This window comes from Flavobacterium sp. KH_035, assembly GCF_057839565.1.
The window spans coordinates 2,667,052-2,683,707 of the sequence record NZ_CM174492.1 but is presented as its reverse complement, the minus strand read 5'-3'; the positions used below and the strand labels follow the sequence as shown (position 1 = coordinate 2,683,707).

Here is a 16,656-nt window from a genome sequence, read left to right as displayed (position 1 = left end):
AATCATTTATGGAAAGTTTTAATTTTTTTTTAAATAGTATTACTCCTATAAGCAATCAGGAATTTGAAAATTACAGCCAATATTTTAAAAGCCATCGTTTACCCAAAAACAGCTATTTTGCATTGCAGGGTAAAATATGTCAAGAGGTAGCTTTTATAAAGAAAGGAACATTAAGAACTTATTATACTAATGAAAAATCCGAGGAAATAACCTCTTGTTTCTGTACGGAAAATAACTTAACAACATCATATAAAAGTTTTGTTTCCCAGCAGCCTTCAGACCTATCAATTCAGGCTATTGAAGATACTGAGCTTTTGGTTATTACCTACGCGGATCTACAAAATCTGTATAGGCAAAGTAATTTTTGGCAGAATATAGGAAGAGTAATTGCAGAAAGACAATACATGGTAATGGAACAGTATGCCAGTGTTTTGTGCAATGAAACCGCAAAAGAAAAATATTTACGACTGCTAAAAGAACATCCATCAATTCTAAACAAAGGATCCATAAATGATATTGCCACTTATCTAGGAGTAACCCGCAGGACACTTAGCCGGATTCGAAAAGAAATTACTGTAAATTGAGGACATTTGTCCTTTTAATGATAATTACCAGCTGCTACTTTTGCTTTAAAATTAATTAAACAAATGGAAACAGCAATTATCATTACCACAGTTTTACTTTTACTCTTTTCAGTTCTGGCTCTCTACGACGGATTTTATCTTCACATATTAAAATATAAGCTTCATAACAATTCCGAAAGTAAAACAGAGCATTACACACATACAATTAGGGCAATATTCTTTCCTTTAATTTTGTACTTTTTATTCTCAAATCAAGACTGTAATATAAGTTTTGTAATAGGTCTAATCATTGTAACTCTTGATATTCTAGTTATGGCGATCGATGCCTTCATAGAAAAAGACAGTAGAAAATTTATGGGCGGGCTGCCACGATGGGAATATATTCTTCATCTTTTTGTCAATGGATTTCATTTTGCATCAATTGCAGTTTTCCTGTCTATTAAACTACACTATGAAAATAATCAAATGGCAATTTTATCTAATATTGTTCAATATCAAAACTATAAAATATTCCATACTATCGTTATTAATCTTTTGCCTGGTGCAATTTTGATTGCTCTGGTGCACTTGCTTTTATGTATTCCAAAAACAAGAACTCATTGGAATAACTTAAGAAATAAAATTCAATGCTGTTAGTTTATATAATCTTCTTTTAGCTATAAAAAAGTAATATCCATTCTCATTAGAAAGAACTTAAACGAGCCTCTAAAACTCGCACCAGTGGTGCGAGTTTTAAATTGAATGAATATAAATCAGTATATTTAAGCCTTACTGTCAAACGTTGAAAAATCAAATGCTTTTACTTCTAAACCTCTGTGAGCTTGCTTAAAATATGGAAATTTTGAAATAAAAGGTTTGAATTTTCACCAAAGTATTCACAGTATACTTTATCCTTTAACTTATTAATCAATAATTCAGTAAATATTTATATGGGTAATTTCTCGGTCAATAATTGACACACATTTATTTACTTCTTATCTGTGATATTGTGTTAATTTCATACCTTTGAAGTTAAGTGTTCCTATAGGCGACCGTTACTTAACCTTGTATTTACTGGATAATTCATAAAGTCATCGAACCCTCTTTCTCCACATAAAGACAAATAAAGGTACTGTCTTTTGTTTTTTATGTGATAATTATTTTATAGTTGTTACATTCTAAATCCTCTTTTTTGAGAAGAAAGTTTTTGTTGAGAAAATACTGAAACCTGAGCAATGGCTTCCTTTAATGTCGGAATTGAACTTATTGAAGGGTTTTTTAGTTCCGATTTTTTCAAAAGTTGTCCGTATCGGTCTTTACTTGTAATTTCCATTTTTTGTATATCAAAACCGTCGTTTTCTTGTCTTACCCAAAAATTGCATACAATACTCGGATTATCATCTCCTGACCATTGTAGATAAGTCGATAGTAAAAAGTTTCCGTCTCTATCAGATCTTTCTTTACCATTGTTACAGGCTTCCATATATTCGGTAATGCTTTCTTTCAACTTTCCCGGATAGGCTACTTGTGTTTGAAAGTAACCATTAAAGCCTTTGTCTATGAGAATTTTTTCGAATGCTTCTAAATCAGGTAACTGTTTCATAATTTTAAATTTTAGTTATTTACTAGATATCCTTAAACTCAAGGGGATTTATATTCCATACAATTAGATGTGCTTTGTATCAACCCCATGTAGGCTAGTTGAAACTTTTTATAAACTCCGGCAATCAAATAATTTCATTCTTAAACCTCTGTCAACTCGCTTAAAACTTGAAAATCTTCAAATAAAAGGTTCGAATTTTGTACCAAGGAGTTCACATCTTGGTACAAGTCAGAAAGCATCTGATTTATCCTTTTTTTTACTATCTAGAGTCTAATAAAATAACAGCTGTAATCGAAGAGCTTCATTTATTTAGGTGATTCAACGTTCCATTCCTTCAGAAGTGAGCTTTTCTGGAAAAATTGAACCAATTATATTTCTCTTAGTTCCATTGTTTCTTCTTCATATAAAGTTGCAGTTATGAAATGAATAATCACTTTTTAGTAATAAATAGTTACTTGACTTTATTACGTTCAAATCTTATAGTTAAACTGTTAGTAGTTTATTTATTAGACGATTGATATTTATTTTATACTAAATGGGTTATGAAGTACCGAATGTAGTGTACACCCAAAACAAAGTTGATACACCTAATTTCTAAATATCAGTTAAGCATCATTAATACTAACAAATCTTTATAAAACAGATATTGGAATACTCATTTAAAAGATATTCCATATATTTACATCGTAATAATTTAATACGCTGTAAGTTAAGTGACCCTATAGGTGACCCTTGATTAAATAATATATCACAATCCTTGTCTTTGCTGGAATTGACATAAAATCAGCGGAACCTCTTTCTCCGCCAGTAGAAGTTTCAAAAGAAACTTTAAAAGTCAAAAGCCTTTAAACACTAGTGTTTAAAGGCTTTTTCGTTTTTGCATACTTTTCAAAAAGCACATGTTTTATCAAAGAATGGTGGCACAATTAGTGACCCACTTTTTTTGAGATCTTTTTTCTCAAAATTGGACCACTAAAACAAAAGAATTCCCCAGGAATTCCCTACTGTTAATGGGCTCTCTTAAAATTATTAATTCAATTTGATTATTAATTTTAAAACTAGATAACATGTTAAAAACAATTTTTCTGCTAAAATCTGGCAGAGTTAATCGAGACGGAGAAAGCTCCATTATTCTAAGACTTTCTTATAAAAACAAAATAATCACAATCGCCTCGGGAAAATTCATCTCGAAAGAAAGATGGATTCAGACAAATCACTTGAAAAATACATTGAAGGCGGAAAAAGAGAAGGTAATTAAAAGCTCTCTTGATCTTACGCAGCTTAATGCCGAAAAAAAGTTCACTGAACTCTTCAGGATTGACCCTGAAGTTGACTTGGAATTATTAAAAGCTGAACTCACAGGAAAAGTAAAAATCAACCAGCCTGAAGGCCCAACCATAATTGAGATTATGGACACTTACAACTTATTTTTTACCAAAAGAGTTAACTCAGGAGAGCGCGCAACGGCTTCTCTACAGAAGTATAAAAGAGCAAAAGAGCTGCTTTTAAATTTCATCAGTAGCAACTATAAAAAGGAAGATATGCCGGCATCTGAACTATCAAGCTCATTTGTCTTTAAACTGGAACAGTTCCTTAAGTATGAGAGCAGTTTTAAAGAGCAGACAGGTATCAAAAACAATTCGGTGGTAAAATATATGAAAATGTATAAAACTGCATGCAATTACGCCATTAAGATGGATTTGATCATAAAAAACCCCTTCAACATTTATGACGGCAGGCTGAGTGTAAAAGATGCTGTTTTCCTAACCCAGCAGGAACTGAACACAATAGAGAACAAAATATTTTCAACGCCACGACTGGAAAAAGTTAAGGACATATTTCTTTTCAGCTGCTACACAGGATATGCACCTGTCGATGCCTTGGAACTGACTCAAAGAAATTTATCAGAAGATTCAAATGGAAATTTGTGGATTATAACCAGCAGAGCTAAAACTGCTATTAGAGCCAATGTTCCTGTACTAGCAACAGTTGAAAAAATTATTGCCAAATATAAGAACCAGCAGAAAGGTCTTATCCCAAAAATTTCCAACCAGAAAATGAATGCTTATCTCAAGGAAATTGCTGATGTCTGCGGCATAGACAAGCATCTTACATGGTATGTTGCCAGACATACCTTTGCCACCACTGTCACTTTAGGGAATGGAGTAAGACTGGAAAATGTTTCGGCAATGATGGGACATACAAACACTAAACAAACCCAGCATTACGCAAAGGTTTTGGATGTGAACATAATGGAAGACATGGAAAAACTGAAATCTAAATTTAGGTAAAATACTTTCAAGAAGAGGTTTCTTCATTTGAAACTTCCTTTTAAAACTTAATCAACTACGTCTAACTATTAAATTAAAAAAAATGCTAAAAAACCATTCCATAATTCCTGATATAAAAGCAATAATTGAAACTTCAAAAGAACGCGCAATTAGAGCTGTCGACAATGAAAGAACTGCGATGTATTGGTCGATCGGAAAACGAATTTTCGAGGAAGAACAGCAGGGAAAAGAAAGAGCCGACTATGGCGCTTATTTAATTAAATATCTTGCAGAAGAATTACAGCCGCAGTACGGAACTGGCTTTTCAATAAGGCAATTAGAACGATATCGCCAATTTTACAGAACTTTTCCAATTGCGTCCGCACTGCGGACGCAATTGAGCTGGACACAATATAAACTTTTAATATCCATTGCTAATCAGGAAAAAAGAGACTTCTATATTTCTGAAAGCATTAAAAACAATTGGACATCGCGCCAGCTGGAACGCCAGATAAACAGCAGTTTATACGAACGACTTTTAATAAGCAGTGATAAAGAAAGCGTATTGGCTGTAGCCAAAAATGAAAAATTACCTTCAGATGCACGGGAAATTATAAAAGATCCAATGTATTTGGAATTCTTAGGCTTGAAACGTGAAGCCGCATACTATGAAAAAGATTTGGAGCAGGCAATTATCACTCATCTTCAAGAGTTCTTATTAGAAATAGGAAATGGATTTTCCTTTGTTGCCAGACAAAAAAGAATACATATCGATGGAGATGAGTTTTTTGTCGACATGGTTTTGTACAATAGATTACTTCAGTGTTTTGTTTTGATAGAAATTAAAACGCACAAACTTACCCATCAAGATATTGGACAATTGCAGATGTATGTCAATTATTATGACCGCATTGAAAAAAACGACAACGAAAACCCTACTATAGGAATATTGCTGTGTGCTGATAAGAATGACGGAGTAGTTAAATTCACATTACCCGAAAACAACAAAAGCATAATTGCAAGCCAGTATCATTTATACCTTCCGACTGAAGAGCAACTACTTGAAGAAGTCAAGAAAGAACTGGCAAATTTCGAAGAAGACAAAAAATGATTTTAAAAATAAGTTCAGAGAAATTCACAACACAGTTTCCGCAGACGATGTAATTAAATAAGGTACCGATAAGGCACAAAACAGAAAGCCTGCAGAAAATCTGCAGGCTTTCTTAAATCCTGCTACATCTGTGACGGTAATTCATCAAGCATCTTAATGTTGCAGAGTCTGCAGTTCTACTTCTATCAGAAACAACAGTTCCTGCATTATCTTTATTAGCATATCTAACTGAAACAGCACCATCTGCATAAGCTTAAATTTATATCAGCACTAAAAGCTAATATTGATACAACATTAAAAGCTAATACTCAATCAACATTAAAATTACTTTTAAAAAGACCTTTAAAAGATAGGAAACCCTTCCAGTTGAACTTAAGTCCTATATTTAACCTCATATATGTATATAGTTTTCTATACATAAACTCATAACTCTATACAGATCTTGGACAGAATACATCTCAAATCTTACCATCATCAAATTATAAAATTCAAAGGCAAAAAAAACTCTAAACGTTAATTGGAGGGCATACCTTTTTGTCAAAAAAAACTAAGGCGGTTTTTAAAAATATTTCACGGGTCAATGTTTTGGAGCAGAATCATGACACTCAGCTCTTATCAATAAGTCTGCTAAGATTAAAATCAAACTCTTTTTAACTTGGGTTCGAATGGTAGAGCTTCAGTAATCTTTAACAATTTTATCTGAGTTTGAAAATATGGATCTCAATTGTCGTTACAGTGTCACGACAATTTTCCTGTTAACTAGCTGTAAAATGCTTGCACTTTATTTTCCCAAAGTTAATTTGGTATTTACTTTCTAATTGTGCCGACAGTGACGGCACAATTGGTTTTCACTATTGTATCTGCAGTTTGGACCTAATTGTATAATGGCCTATTAATTTTCAGTGCTTTCAATTAATTTGTCTATAGAGTCTGAAGCTCTTGTTTTATTCTCTATTTCTCAATATTTTTTTTCACAATAAAAATTTTATATATACACAAAATTGCCTGTTTCTCAAGTGGAGCTCAGAAGTTGATTTATTTCACAATGATACAACAAACTTTACCGTAGCTTTAAAAAAATTTTACCGCATCACTCCCGGCCGGTTTAAGAAATAAGCCTTCAATTATTTTTCTTACTTTTACAGGCAGCTTTTTTTTAGATTTCGTCCAACAATCCGGGCAGTCCAGCTGTCCTTTAACCCTATTATTCAGCACCATGAGAAACCTGCATCTTTTTATCCTGTCGCTTTTTTTCTTTTCTGCCTACCCGAAACAGACCACTGTTATTGTTCGGGCTAAGGCCAAGGACGCCAAATTCATAGGCTCTTCTACTGGAGGTGCGCAAGTTGTGATCAGAGATACGGCAGATAATGGCATACTGCCCCAGGGAAAAACGTCAGGAAACACCGGCAGCACAGAATTGGACTGGAAGCCTAAGGAAACACTGAGAGGGAACACCTTAAGTCCGCAGAAAAACGGGAGCAGAGATTTGAAAGAATAATCAGAAACTAACAAAATAAAAGCTGGCAGGTTTGTCATTACTGCATCACGCAACGACGGCCATTACTAAAACTTCTTTATTTTACAATACAAATACTATCTCTATTAATTTATGGCTAATTATAATTTTTCAACGCTCCTTGATGCAGATCTGGAGGAATTAGTGCGAGATCTGCTCTCAAAGAAACTGAAAGTTGAATTTCAATCATTTAAACCAGGACCGGACAAGGGAATAGATCTGCGCTTTGCTACAAGCAGCAATAAAAATGAAATTGTAATTCAGGTCAAACATTATCTGCAAAGCGGTATAACAAAACTAAAATATCACCTCAAAAACCACGAGGCACCAAAGGTAGCTTCTCTGAAACCTCAAAGATATATAGTATGTACCTCTCTCCCATTATCTCCTCAAGATAAGGACGACATTCTTGAAATATTTTCACCTTACATCCAGACCACGGCAGATGTTATTGGGAGCGAGGATTTAAATAAATGGCTTGAAGAGTATCCCGACATCCAGATCAGGCATTTTAAGCTGTGGCTGTCATCAGTGGAGGTAATTAAAAAAATTGTGAAAAATGCAGAATCAGGACGATCCGCTTTCTATCAGAAAAAAATAGAAAATGACATCTCTCTGTATGTTCCTAACACGACTCATGACCAGGCCGTAGAGATATTAAACAGTACTCACTTTATTCTTATAACAGGGGCACCGGGAATAGGTAAATCAACTCTTGCAGATATGCTCACCTATCAGCTCCTTGCAGAAGATTTTCAACTGGTGTGTGTCAGGGAAATTATTGAAGCAGAAGAGGCTTATCTTCCGGAAAAAAATCAAGTATTCTACTTCGACGATTTCCTCGGTGCAATCACACTTGATTTGTACAGCTCCCGAAACGCAGACTCCGCTATAGTCCAATTTATCGACAGGGTACGCAGTGACAAATCCAAAAGACTTATCCTTACTTGCCGCACTACAATTCTGAGCCAGGCAAAAAGCATTTCCAACAAAATCCAGAACTCTAATATTGATATTTCTAACTACGAAGTAAAACTTGAAAATTATACTGATTGGGAGAAAGCAAGGATATTGTACAATCACATCTCAAGATCAGATCTGCAGCAGGATCAGAAAGATTTATTCTTTAGGGACAGTTTTTACTGGAAGGTAATCAGGCATAGATTTTACAATCCACGGCTCATTCAGGGAATTACATCTCGAAAAATAACAACAAACCGAGAGTATTCTCATGACAGCATTTTAAAGATATTAAACGATCCGAAAGAAATCTGGGAGCAGCCATTTACTGTTCAGATATCACAGGCCTCGAGGCTACTTTTAGTCACGATGTACTCGCTTGGCGGAGGATATTATTATATTACGGAAGAAAAATTGATGGAGGCCTATGGATCAAGGCTGAATTTCGAGGTTAGAAATAATAATTACCAGATAATTGGAAATGAATATAAAAACGCTCTCCGCGAACTGGTGGGTTCTTTTATTATTCGGACAGTTAATAAAAATTCAACGCATTTTACTTTCTTCAATCCTTCGATTGAAGACTTTATATTTGATCTTTTTCACGATAATCAGCGTCTCTACTTCAATGTTCTGCGCAGCGCAGTTTTTTTTGAACAGTTTAAGTTCAGAATTACTACCGTTGAAGAAAACAATGTGAAAAGGATAACGTTTGTTTCTGCGGAGCTGCAGAAAGAATTGCTGCATGTCTTTTCAGACGTAAAAGAAACCTTAAAAAGTTACAGCCAGGTTCACAAAGATTTGTACCACATCACGATTACCGCCAGACTTTTCAGTAAGGTGGTAAGCGAGAATTTTTTGGAGGAGCAGATCGAAAACCTGCAAATCGATCTTTTATCATGGGAGGATCGGGACCACCTAACTGAAATTCTGCAGTTTATTGCATCAAATAATTTGGCTCTTTCAAATACAACAGTACCGTATCTGCTTAAAATTCTGGCCCAGAACATCCCGTCGCACCATCAGCTGGAAACGTTTTCGATCCTAATTCATGAAAATGACTGCTTTTCTTCTATTATAAAAAAGGCGAAGGTGGACAAAATTGATTATTACAATGAAATCCAAAATTATATCAACAGCTGTTGGGACATACATTCCAATGATTTTATCTCCGACGCATACGGTTTTGATAAAGCTCTGGAGCTTCAGGAACTGGAAGAGATCATCGAAACAAGAAAGCAGCATGCTAAAGGAATAAATTTTGCGATCGGCCTCGACAGTTCTCCCGCAGTTATGGAATACCAGTACGACACCGCAGAGCAACTGGCAGCAAACAAGAAAACGAGTGAAAAAGCAGAAGTTAAAATCGAAGGATTTCAGCAGAAAACAGATCATGAATTCATGTCTATCAACTGGCTTTTTAATTCTTCCGGTATAGCACCTATTGTAGATGAGCCTGATGACCTGCCCTTTTAAACTTTAATAGTTAAACCCTAAAGAACGGCTGCTGCAAAAAATGTTAATCGATAGCTCCACAAATCATTACAATTGTGTCCGCACTGTGGACACAATTGTAATTTTTCCACTGCATAGATTTTATCAGGATCTGCTACCAAACTGCATTATGTTTTTTTACTAGGCCGGTAATGGAATCTGTTACGTCACTATTCCAGAGAGTTAACAGCGTAACCTAAAGCTGCAGGCCCCGGCCGAAATTTTTTCTTGCAGAAAACTGTGAAATAAATTTCTGCAATTAAAAAAACATATTATATTTGCAACCGCAAACAGCTGATGATTGCATCTTACTGGAGGAATGGCAGAGCGGTCGAATGCGGCAGTCTTGAAAACTGTTGACTGTAACAGGTCCGGGGGTTCGAATCCCTCTTCCTCCGCTAAATGAAGTTTCTAGAGAAACTTTAAAAGTCAAAAGCCTTTAAACACTAGTGTTTAAAGGCTTTTTTTATTTAATATTATGTCGAATCCTAAATTGTAAAAAATTGTTCCTTTTTAGTCACCCACTCTACTTTGAGTTCTTTTTCAAAAATCTGGGTAACTAATTAAATGCTAAATTATGATTCGTTGCTTCTGAGTATTATATCGATCTTTCCACTGTCATACAAAAAAATATCTCCCAGCTTAGTGTAGGGTAGAATTCCGGTCTGTCTGTATTTTATAATGGTATTATTGGACAGTCCAAACATCTTTTTTAAATCCTCGTTTCTGTAATATTCAGGTCTCAAAACTTTCCCTTGGCTGATTTTTGAATCAATTGTTTGCAGTTTTAAAAGTACAGTCTCTATTAATTGTTCTACTCTTATAACAAAAGAGAGCTTTCTTTCTTTTTTTGTCATCACTAAAGATTTAAATTTTATACTACACTATCTTACCAACTCTCAATTCTTCTTTTTCTCTCCTGCAATCTTGTGATAAGATCTTCTAAAAATGTAATCTGCTTCTCTTTATATGTATAGCCCTTACATTCAGAGAACTGTCTGCTGATCGACTTAATTTTCGACTGCCCATCTTCATCGCCAGCATATGTAAAATTATTTTCAATAAAGAGCTGGAACTTAATCCTATTGTTTTTTTCATCTTTCGCATCAAAAAACAATAACCCCTCATCCATTAAAATATAGAAAAGCTGCGCAAAATCTATTTTATTGTAAATGGATTTACATTTTTCTTTCAAAGAAACGAACTGCATTTTATTGTCCTGGCCGTCTACACTGCACAAATTTTCTAAAAAGCAAAGCCTTTCATCAAATTTTAAAATATCATTGAGCAACGTTGCTATCTTTTCACTTTTCATCACAAATAAATTTAATCGTAACATTATAAATGAAAATATAATATTAAGTCTTCAAACCAGCGTAAGATAGAAAGATCCGGTTGCCATCATTATGCTGGTACATTTGTATGTCAAATGTATAAGACGGTTTTAAAATTAATTAGAAACTTGCAACTATTGGAAGTATTTGTCTCTTAATTGTATAATGTTCCATTTTAAAAGACAATCATTCAAATAACATTTTAAGATAGGATATATTTTGAAATTAAAAGCACGGCGAGATCATTAATTATTAAAATAACAACATCGACTATTGACCAAATCAATATGACTTTTACGAAATACCTTCCAAATTCTAAGTGCTGTGATACAATCGATGCGTTTATTATTTCACTTCTATTGAAGTCCCATTTGTATTGTAAAAAGTAAATAATGCCGGCTATATTTTTTTTGAAGATTACATAATTAATAAACGTAACGGATTCGAAAATTTTTTTTTTAAGTGAATCTTTAAGTACTTTATTACACTTTGAAGGTTCTAAAGTTTTTATTAAAAGTTTTGACAGGCAAGCTTCCTGATGGCAGGCATAATTTAAGTGGCATTGATTAAGTTTGAGCTTACCTTTCTCCGAGCTTCTCTAAAATATATTTTAACTCTTCAATTACACCAGATTATTCCAGATTATTCCACAAACAAATACCAGCAAGAAAAAAAATATGTATAGTACTTTTTTCGCTTCATTGTCAAAATTTAATTCTTTTCTAGTCTTTTCAATTTCAAGTATTCGATTTTCGTAATTATAGAAATCTTTATCTAAATAACTTTTTTTATGAAGAAAGTCTATAGCAGCCAGCCTTCCTGACTCTAGCAGAAATTCCTTCTCAACATCATTTAATTTAAATTTTAAAGTTGATATCGGACTAGGGTCAATTATAATTATGTTGTCTTTATATTTTCTAAGTATTTCGGGATCAGCAGATTCCATCCAAATTTTAAATACATCCCAAAAAACTGAATTTTTTTCATGCTTGTAAATCTTATTGCCTAAATAAAGACCTACAAAATTAGCATCTTCATCTTTTAATATTAAATCAACAGGAAAATTATTTTTCATACCCCCATCTAAAACATTTCTACCATCAATCTTTTGAGGTGTAAATACATAAGGTATCGACATACTGCACCTAGCTGCAAAAGCGGCTATAGATTTTTGAGAGTCTAATTTATGCGAGTCAAAAACTTGAACATTCTTATCTTTTCTGCTCGCAAATACAGTAGTCCGAGAGGGTAAATCTCCCATTTCTACTGAAAAAGAGAAATCTAACTTTTTTGCTAATAATTCCTCTAGCCAAATATTAAAAGTCTGTGCTTCATAAAGACCACTTCGTGCAAATAAGTTATAAATAGCTTTTAATACGTTTGCATCTTTAAAATCTTTAAAATTCTTTGTCCCAAGAATATCTCGTAACTCCTCAACGGTATACCCTGCACCTAAGAGAATTGCTGTAATTGCTCCAGCAGATGTTCCTGCATACCAGTTAAAAGTATAAAACTTTAATAATTCCTCTAAAGCTCCAACATAGGCTACTCCCTTAATTCCGCCGCCTTTCATAATTAAAGCGTTATATCTAATGCTTGGCTGTCCTTTAAATTTAAAAATAGCCTGCAATAGAACATCTTTTACGCCAGAATAAATAGCATCACTATTATATTTTTTCCTGATTTCTTCAACCCACTGATGTCCTGTTTTAACCAAATCTTCAAGTGATTTACATCCTACCTTAATTTCATTATGAAATTGATTTAGTAAATCGATTGTTATCAGTAATTCTTCTTTACTTGTTTCCAATACTCTCTATTTATTAATTGAGTAAAACGGCACAATAAAAACATCATCTATATCTTTCTTTTCTCCAGACATAGTATCAACAGTGCTCGGAATCTCATCGATAGTATTAAAATCCTTTCCAATTTTAGACCCATCTTGGTCTAAAACGCGATATATTGTATTGAGAATTTTTGTTTGCTTCATAAGTATAAAAGCTATACTAATGCGATTTTCGGAAAAACCAAAATTACTTGAATAAAATGTATCCATAGAAATTGCAGTTATTTTAGGATGTTTTTCAAACCAAACTAAAACAGCGTCAAAAATTTCCGAATATTCTGGGAATTCTTTAACTAAACTCTGCAATTTTTCTTTTGACATATCTATATTCTTGAGGTTTAATTTTTGCTGGAATTATTATCTTGTTAATGGCATCTTTCCCAATTATAACACTTAAATCACTTTTCAGCTCACCGTTTGATCCTTCCGCTAAAAATCTAACAGCTATACCATCAGCTCTTCCGCCCCCTTTTTTATAAGCCTCTATTGCTTTCTTTCGCGAATTATCAGATAATAAGTCACTATCTTCATCATAACATCTGATGGATGCTTTACCAAATTCTGCATCTAATAAATTAACACTCAGTAAGGCGTAAATTTTTCTATTTATTACTGAATTGTCTAGTAAATTATTTATGCAAGAAGTTAAATTCAAAGGTGTAACTTCACTTGACATATCAATACCACTGCCATTATTGTAAATATTTTTTTTAATCAACTTTATAGAAGATTCTAAGCTTTTATTAGAATCAAAAGAAGTACGACTAATCTTGATTTCTAACTGTTTTGCATCATTCCATTCAACTAAATATATTAATCTACTTTCAATTGTTTTAAATGTAACATATCGCTCACGGTTTGCATAATCAATTTTTTCGTCTGCTTTAATTTCTCTAACTTTCTTATCGTAAATTTTTAGCATCCATGATTCTGAAATACCTCTGTAAGGATAACGAAAATCTGCCCATTCGAAAGATGCTGCCGCAAGATTTAACTTTGGAAATCTAGAGCGTACTGAAGGATGAATAATAGAATCTGCAATTTTATCTCCATCATTGTATTTATTGATTACTGAGTTATCAATAGGTTTGAAAAAATAAATATATTGATCTCCAAATTCTTCGGAATCCTTAATTAATGATTGAACTTCAAATTCAGTAATTATACCACTATCAACAGCATCAAGAAGGTTATTTATAAGAAAAATTTTATTTCCTGTTAATTTTATAACTTCTTTATTTTCTTCTTTATACTTTTTTAGTAATTCATGAATATCAGATTGATTAACAGAATCAAGTAGAGTAATATAATTTTTTTTTTTGCTTCAGTCATTGGTTATATTTCAGATATAATTGGTAGTATGATGTTAGTTGGTTTAATTTGACAAACTTATGCTTTTTTTTTTAATATATTTTTATTTCCAAGTTTCTCTATTACTCATTTCTGACAGTGAATTAGTATTAAAATTAACTGTTGGCTCTCTATTTTGATTTTAAATTAGGTTTAAGCAATCCACTAATTGATTTAACACCATTTTTTCATCGCAAATCAAAATCCCTTTCAATTTATTAGAAAATTTATTTTTTGGTCACATTTCCCATCTACTACGATTGAAAGATAATCAAAAACTTTTGTTCAAGCTTCAATTTGTCTTGGTATTCTATAAAAAGCGTCCGAAGCACTTTTTATCTTTTATCCATTTTGGAAACTATTAACAACAGTTGTACAGATTCTAGCTTTTGCAGCTGGTACTTACTTTCTCTACAATTTTAGAATTAATGTCATTAATATAATTTTTTAGTTATAAAGTTTAAAGCACCAAATTAACTGCTTTAAAAAATAAAAACCACAAGTAGAATTACCTGTTTTTCAGTACCCAATGACCCCGCTGTATTTTGCCACCTGTTTTACAAATAGTATCATATGACCAAAGTGGTGTTGACGTCTAATCCTTCATATATAAAAAACCGTTATTACCGGCAATGGTAACAAGAGGCTGAACAGCCTGTTTGTACCGCAGATAATCAAGCACTGTATCCTGTTGCAAATCAGGAAAAATGGTAAGATAATCTTCCAAAAATTTATTCTTTGCGTTACGGTTTTTCACTATTTCATAGGCTAGCTTTTGGAGATTAAAAAAATCATCAAAATGTTTTTCGATCAAGGGAAGCTTATCACCTTTGGAAGAATTAAAAATTTTATCAATTGGGATTAAGTTCCAAATTAAATCATGAGAAACAAAAGCATGAGGAACGAAATGGTCTAAAGCAAATTTCTTCTCCTCAAAAACCAGTCTTTTATTTGTAAAAATACATTCTACAGCTCCCAATTCAGCAAAGACCAGCTTCCAATACTCATTGGTTTGCTTCATTAAAGAGTTTCTGGATAAAGCCCTGCCTATTTTATTTGAAATATCCGGAACATTAGGATTTCTTTTTTGAAGAAAAAGTGACAAATTCCAATAACAGAAGTCTCTAAGTATTTTTGAATTTGATTTTAGATAAGATATCCAGAGGGGATTTATCTCTATAGCATCTTTTTCTAAACGGTACATGCATCCGTGCTCAAAATTCTGAGAAAGGGAATAAATGTTATTGCGATTGCCCGGAAACCAGGACGAAATAAACCAGTGGGGTACATTTTTATCAAAATGATTTAATACTTTTATTGTTTCAGGGCTGGGGGTGTTTTCTAAAACAGAATTGATTACATTTTTATTTTCATTTACCCTGAGGCCTTCTATTCTTAAAATCCCCCTAACAGATTCCTGGATAAGATCCTGTTTTCCAAAAGACACATGAAAATAATTTACCGTATACCAGGAGCTGCTGATCATTCTCGCAAAAAGCATGCGCTTAGGAATATATGTATGATCTTGTTCTACCAGTTCCAGAATAGCCAGGAACCAGTAAAATTTATAGGTGGCAGAAGTATTGGCAAATACCGATGCCAATTTGTTCACTAGCAGATTTTGGTCATATGGCAGGCTCATGTTCAGCTTTATAAATAATTATTATCAGTCAATATATGAATTAAATCTAAAGATTCTTCTTCAATCCATTTGTCTTGGGCAATTAATTCAGTAATTAATTCAATTTGTTGCGATGAAAAATCATTTCTGTTTAAATTTGAAAAATCATTGCCCTTCCATTTGCTTTTATGGTGTTTTACATCAACATCAATTGCAGCCTCAAGTGAAAGGGGCTGTATAATTTTAACCTCAGTACCTTTGGACCTGAATATCATTTTAACAGTTGAATATATCAGCAATCCGTTATAATCCCAATCGCAAAAATAATATATTGGAAGCTTTAATTTGTCCTGGGAAATATCTTCCAGCGGTTTAGTATTATTACCCCCGACATACCATAATTCAATATTGCGGTTTTTATATTCCAGAGGAACTTTAAGACAGTCTATATTTTCGCAAAGCACAATGATTTTTGGTTCATAGCAGTCAACAACAAACCGCCACTGATTATTTTTAGGGTCTTTTTCCGGAAATTCAGACAATTCCAATATTTTCAGAACAGCATTCCTTACACTGAGTTTATTTGATAAATATTTAGAATTTTGATTTTTATAAATTAAAGCAGATAACTTTTTCTCTGTCGTCACATTCTTTTTTATTTCTTCCTTATTATAAAAAACAAACATGAGTGCCTTTAAATCCTGTTCGTCAAAAGATTTTTTCGCATCGTTTTCAATACCTGATCTTTCAAAGAAATTATTGTAATATTGATAGGTTTCTAAAAATTCCTGCTCAAAATACTCCTTAAATCTTGGTGATGCTTCAATAATATTGTGATTGCCGACTTTATATTTTATCAGTTTCTTCTGTTTTAAAATTACCTGATTGATGAAATCACAATTTATAATTTTTAATTTTGTTTGTTTTAAAGTGTAAAGCTGATACAGTCCCTTTAGGTATTTCCATTCCATTTTTTTCATAA

14 protein-coding genes and 1 tRNA gene are annotated in these 16,656 nt (G+C 33.0%); 7 read left to right on the top strand and 8 right to left on the bottom strand.

Translation table 11 applies throughout. The features are described from left to right. Positions 1-8 precede the first annotated feature (8 nt). Together AC3IS6_RS10890 and AC3IS6_RS10885 are read left to right on the top strand one after the other, a co-directional pair. Positions 9-584 carry a Crp/Fnr family transcriptional regulator gene (locus tag AC3IS6_RS10890; RefSeq protein ID WP_291286655.1) on the top strand — a complete coding sequence of 192 codons (576 nt, stop codon included), beginning with the start codon at positions 9-11 and terminating at the stop codon, positions 582-584. Positions 585-647: 63 nt separating this feature from the next. Further along, positions 648-1,220, top strand: coding sequence for a hypothetical protein (locus AC3IS6_RS10885; protein ID WP_291286654.1), 573 nt, complete (start codon positions 648-650; stop codon positions 1,218-1,220). Between the two features lie 514 nt (positions 1,221-1,734). On the opposite strand, the gene AC3IS6_RS10880 is transcribed toward AC3IS6_RS10885, so the two are convergent. Next, positions 1,735-2,166 carry a hypothetical protein gene (locus AC3IS6_RS10880; RefSeq protein WP_291286653.1) on the bottom strand — a complete coding sequence of 144 codons (432 nt, stop codon included), beginning with the start codon at positions 2,164-2,166 and terminating at the stop codon, positions 1,735-1,737. Between the two features lie 1,067 nt (positions 2,167-3,233). On the opposite strand from AC3IS6_RS10880, the gene AC3IS6_RS10875 reads away from it, so the two are divergent. From AC3IS6_RS10875 to AC3IS6_RS10855, 5 genes are all read left to right on the top strand, one after another. After that, the gene (locus tag AC3IS6_RS10875) at positions 3,234-4,457 is read left to right on the top strand and encodes a site-specific integrase (RefSeq protein ID WP_489164897.1); all 1,224 of its coding nucleotides are present in this window, start codon (positions 3,234-3,236) and stop codon (positions 4,455-4,457) included. Between the two features lie 82 nt (positions 4,458-4,539). Next, a complete protein-coding gene (locus AC3IS6_RS10870; RefSeq protein WP_489164896.1) occupies positions 4,540-5,547 on the top strand; it encodes a PDDEXK nuclease domain-containing protein in 1,008 nt (335 codons plus the stop codon). Positions 5,548-6,763: 1,216 nt separating this feature from the next. After that, positions 6,764-7,048, top strand: a complete 285-nt coding sequence (locus AC3IS6_RS10865; protein ID WP_489164895.1) for a hypothetical protein — start codon at positions 6,764-6,766, stop codon at positions 7,046-7,048. A gap of 111 nt (positions 7,049-7,159) precedes the next feature. Then, entirely contained in the window at positions 7,160-9,502 is a 2,343-nt protein-coding gene (locus AC3IS6_RS10860; RefSeq protein ID WP_489164894.1) for an nSTAND3 domain-containing NTPase, read from the top strand. A 331-nt stretch (positions 9,503-9,833) separates the two neighbouring features. Further along, a tRNA-Ser gene (locus AC3IS6_RS10855) sits at positions 9,834-9,918 on the top strand. 177 nt (positions 9,919-10,095) lie between these two features. Here the strand turns inward: AC3IS6_RS10855 and AC3IS6_RS10850 are convergent. The 7 genes from AC3IS6_RS10850 to AC3IS6_RS10820 form a co-directional block, all read right to left on the bottom strand. Next, a complete protein-coding gene (locus AC3IS6_RS10850) occupies positions 10,096-10,377 on the bottom strand; it encodes a helix-turn-helix domain-containing protein (RefSeq protein WP_489164893.1) in 282 nt (93 codons plus the stop codon). A 32-nt stretch (positions 10,378-10,409) separates the two neighbouring features. Next, positions 10,410-10,835 carry a hypothetical protein gene (locus AC3IS6_RS10845; RefSeq protein WP_489164892.1) on the bottom strand — a complete coding sequence of 142 codons (426 nt, stop codon included), beginning with the start codon at positions 10,833-10,835 and terminating at the stop codon, positions 10,410-10,412. 641 nt (positions 10,836-11,476) lie between these two features. Next, entirely contained in the window at positions 11,477-12,664 is a 1,188-nt protein-coding gene (locus AC3IS6_RS10840) for a patatin-like phospholipase family protein (protein ID WP_489164891.1), read from the bottom strand. Positions 12,665-12,670: 6 nt separating this feature from the next. Next, positions 12,671-13,024 carry a hypothetical protein gene (locus tag AC3IS6_RS10835; protein ID WP_489164890.1) on the bottom strand — a complete coding sequence of 118 codons (354 nt, stop codon included), beginning with the start codon at positions 13,022-13,024 and terminating at the stop codon, positions 12,671-12,673. Continuing rightward, positions 12,993-13,625 carry a hypothetical protein gene (locus tag AC3IS6_RS10830; protein ID WP_489164889.1) on the bottom strand — a complete coding sequence of 211 codons (633 nt, stop codon included), beginning with the start codon at positions 13,623-13,625 and terminating at the stop codon, positions 12,993-12,995. The genes AC3IS6_RS10835 and AC3IS6_RS10830 overlap by 32 nt, the downstream gene beginning before the upstream one ends. A gap of 1,023 nt (positions 13,626-14,648) precedes the next feature. Next, positions 14,649-15,695, bottom strand: a complete 1,047-nt coding sequence (locus AC3IS6_RS10825; protein ID WP_489164888.1) for an HNH endonuclease domain-containing protein — start codon at positions 15,693-15,695, stop codon at positions 14,649-14,651. Between the two features lie 8 nt (positions 15,696-15,703). Beyond that, complete coding sequence (locus tag AC3IS6_RS10820) at positions 15,704-16,654, bottom strand: toprim domain-containing protein (protein WP_489164887.1); 951 nt, start codon at positions 16,652-16,654, stop codon at positions 15,704-15,706. Positions 16,655-16,656 lie beyond the last annotated feature (2 nt).

Bases quoted from the DNA above. Each gene is read 5' to 3' on its own strand.
- AC3IS6_RS10850 (WP_489164893.1), bottom strand. From the start codon at position 10,377: ATGACAAAAAAAGAAAGAAAGCTCTCTTTTGTTATAAGAGTAGAACAA.
- AC3IS6_RS10820 (WP_489164887.1), bottom strand. From the start codon at position 16,654: ATGAAAAAAATGGAATGGAAATACCTAAAGGGACTGTATCAGCTTTAC.
- AC3IS6_RS10865 (WP_489164895.1), top strand. From the start codon at position 6,764: ATGAGAAACCTGCATCTTTTTATCCTGTCGCTTTTTTTCTTTTCTGCC.
- AC3IS6_RS10845 (WP_489164892.1), bottom strand. From the start codon at position 10,835: ATGAAAAGTGAAAAGATAGCAACGTTGCTCAATGATATTTTAAAATTT.
- AC3IS6_RS10825 (WP_489164888.1), bottom strand. From the start codon at position 15,695: ATGAGCCTGCCATATGACCAAAATCTGCTAGTGAACAAATTGGCATCG.
- AC3IS6_RS10875 (WP_489164897.1), top strand. From the start codon at position 3,234: ATGTTAAAAACAATTTTTCTGCTAAAATCTGGCAGAGTTAATCGAGAC.
- AC3IS6_RS10835 (WP_489164890.1), bottom strand. From the start codon at position 13,024: ATGTCAAAAGAAAAATTGCAGAGTTTAGTTAAAGAATTCCCAGAATAT.
- AC3IS6_RS10880 (WP_291286653.1), bottom strand. From the start codon at position 2,166: ATGAAACAGTTACCTGATTTAGAAGCATTCGAAAAAATTCTCATAGAC.
- AC3IS6_RS10870 (WP_489164896.1), top strand. From the start codon at position 4,540: ATGCTAAAAAACCATTCCATAATTCCTGATATAAAAGCAATAATTGAA.
- AC3IS6_RS10860 (WP_489164894.1), top strand. From the start codon at position 7,160: ATGGCTAATTATAATTTTTCAACGCTCCTTGATGCAGATCTGGAGGAA.
- AC3IS6_RS10890 (WP_291286655.1), top strand. From the start codon at position 9: ATGGAAAGTTTTAATTTTTTTTTAAATAGTATTACTCCTATAAGCAAT.
- AC3IS6_RS10830 (WP_489164889.1), bottom strand. From the start codon at position 13,625: ATGCTAAAAATTTACGATAAGAAAGTTAGAGAAATTAAAGCAGACGAA.
- AC3IS6_RS10885 (WP_291286654.1), top strand. From the start codon at position 648: ATGGAAACAGCAATTATCATTACCACAGTTTTACTTTTACTCTTTTCA.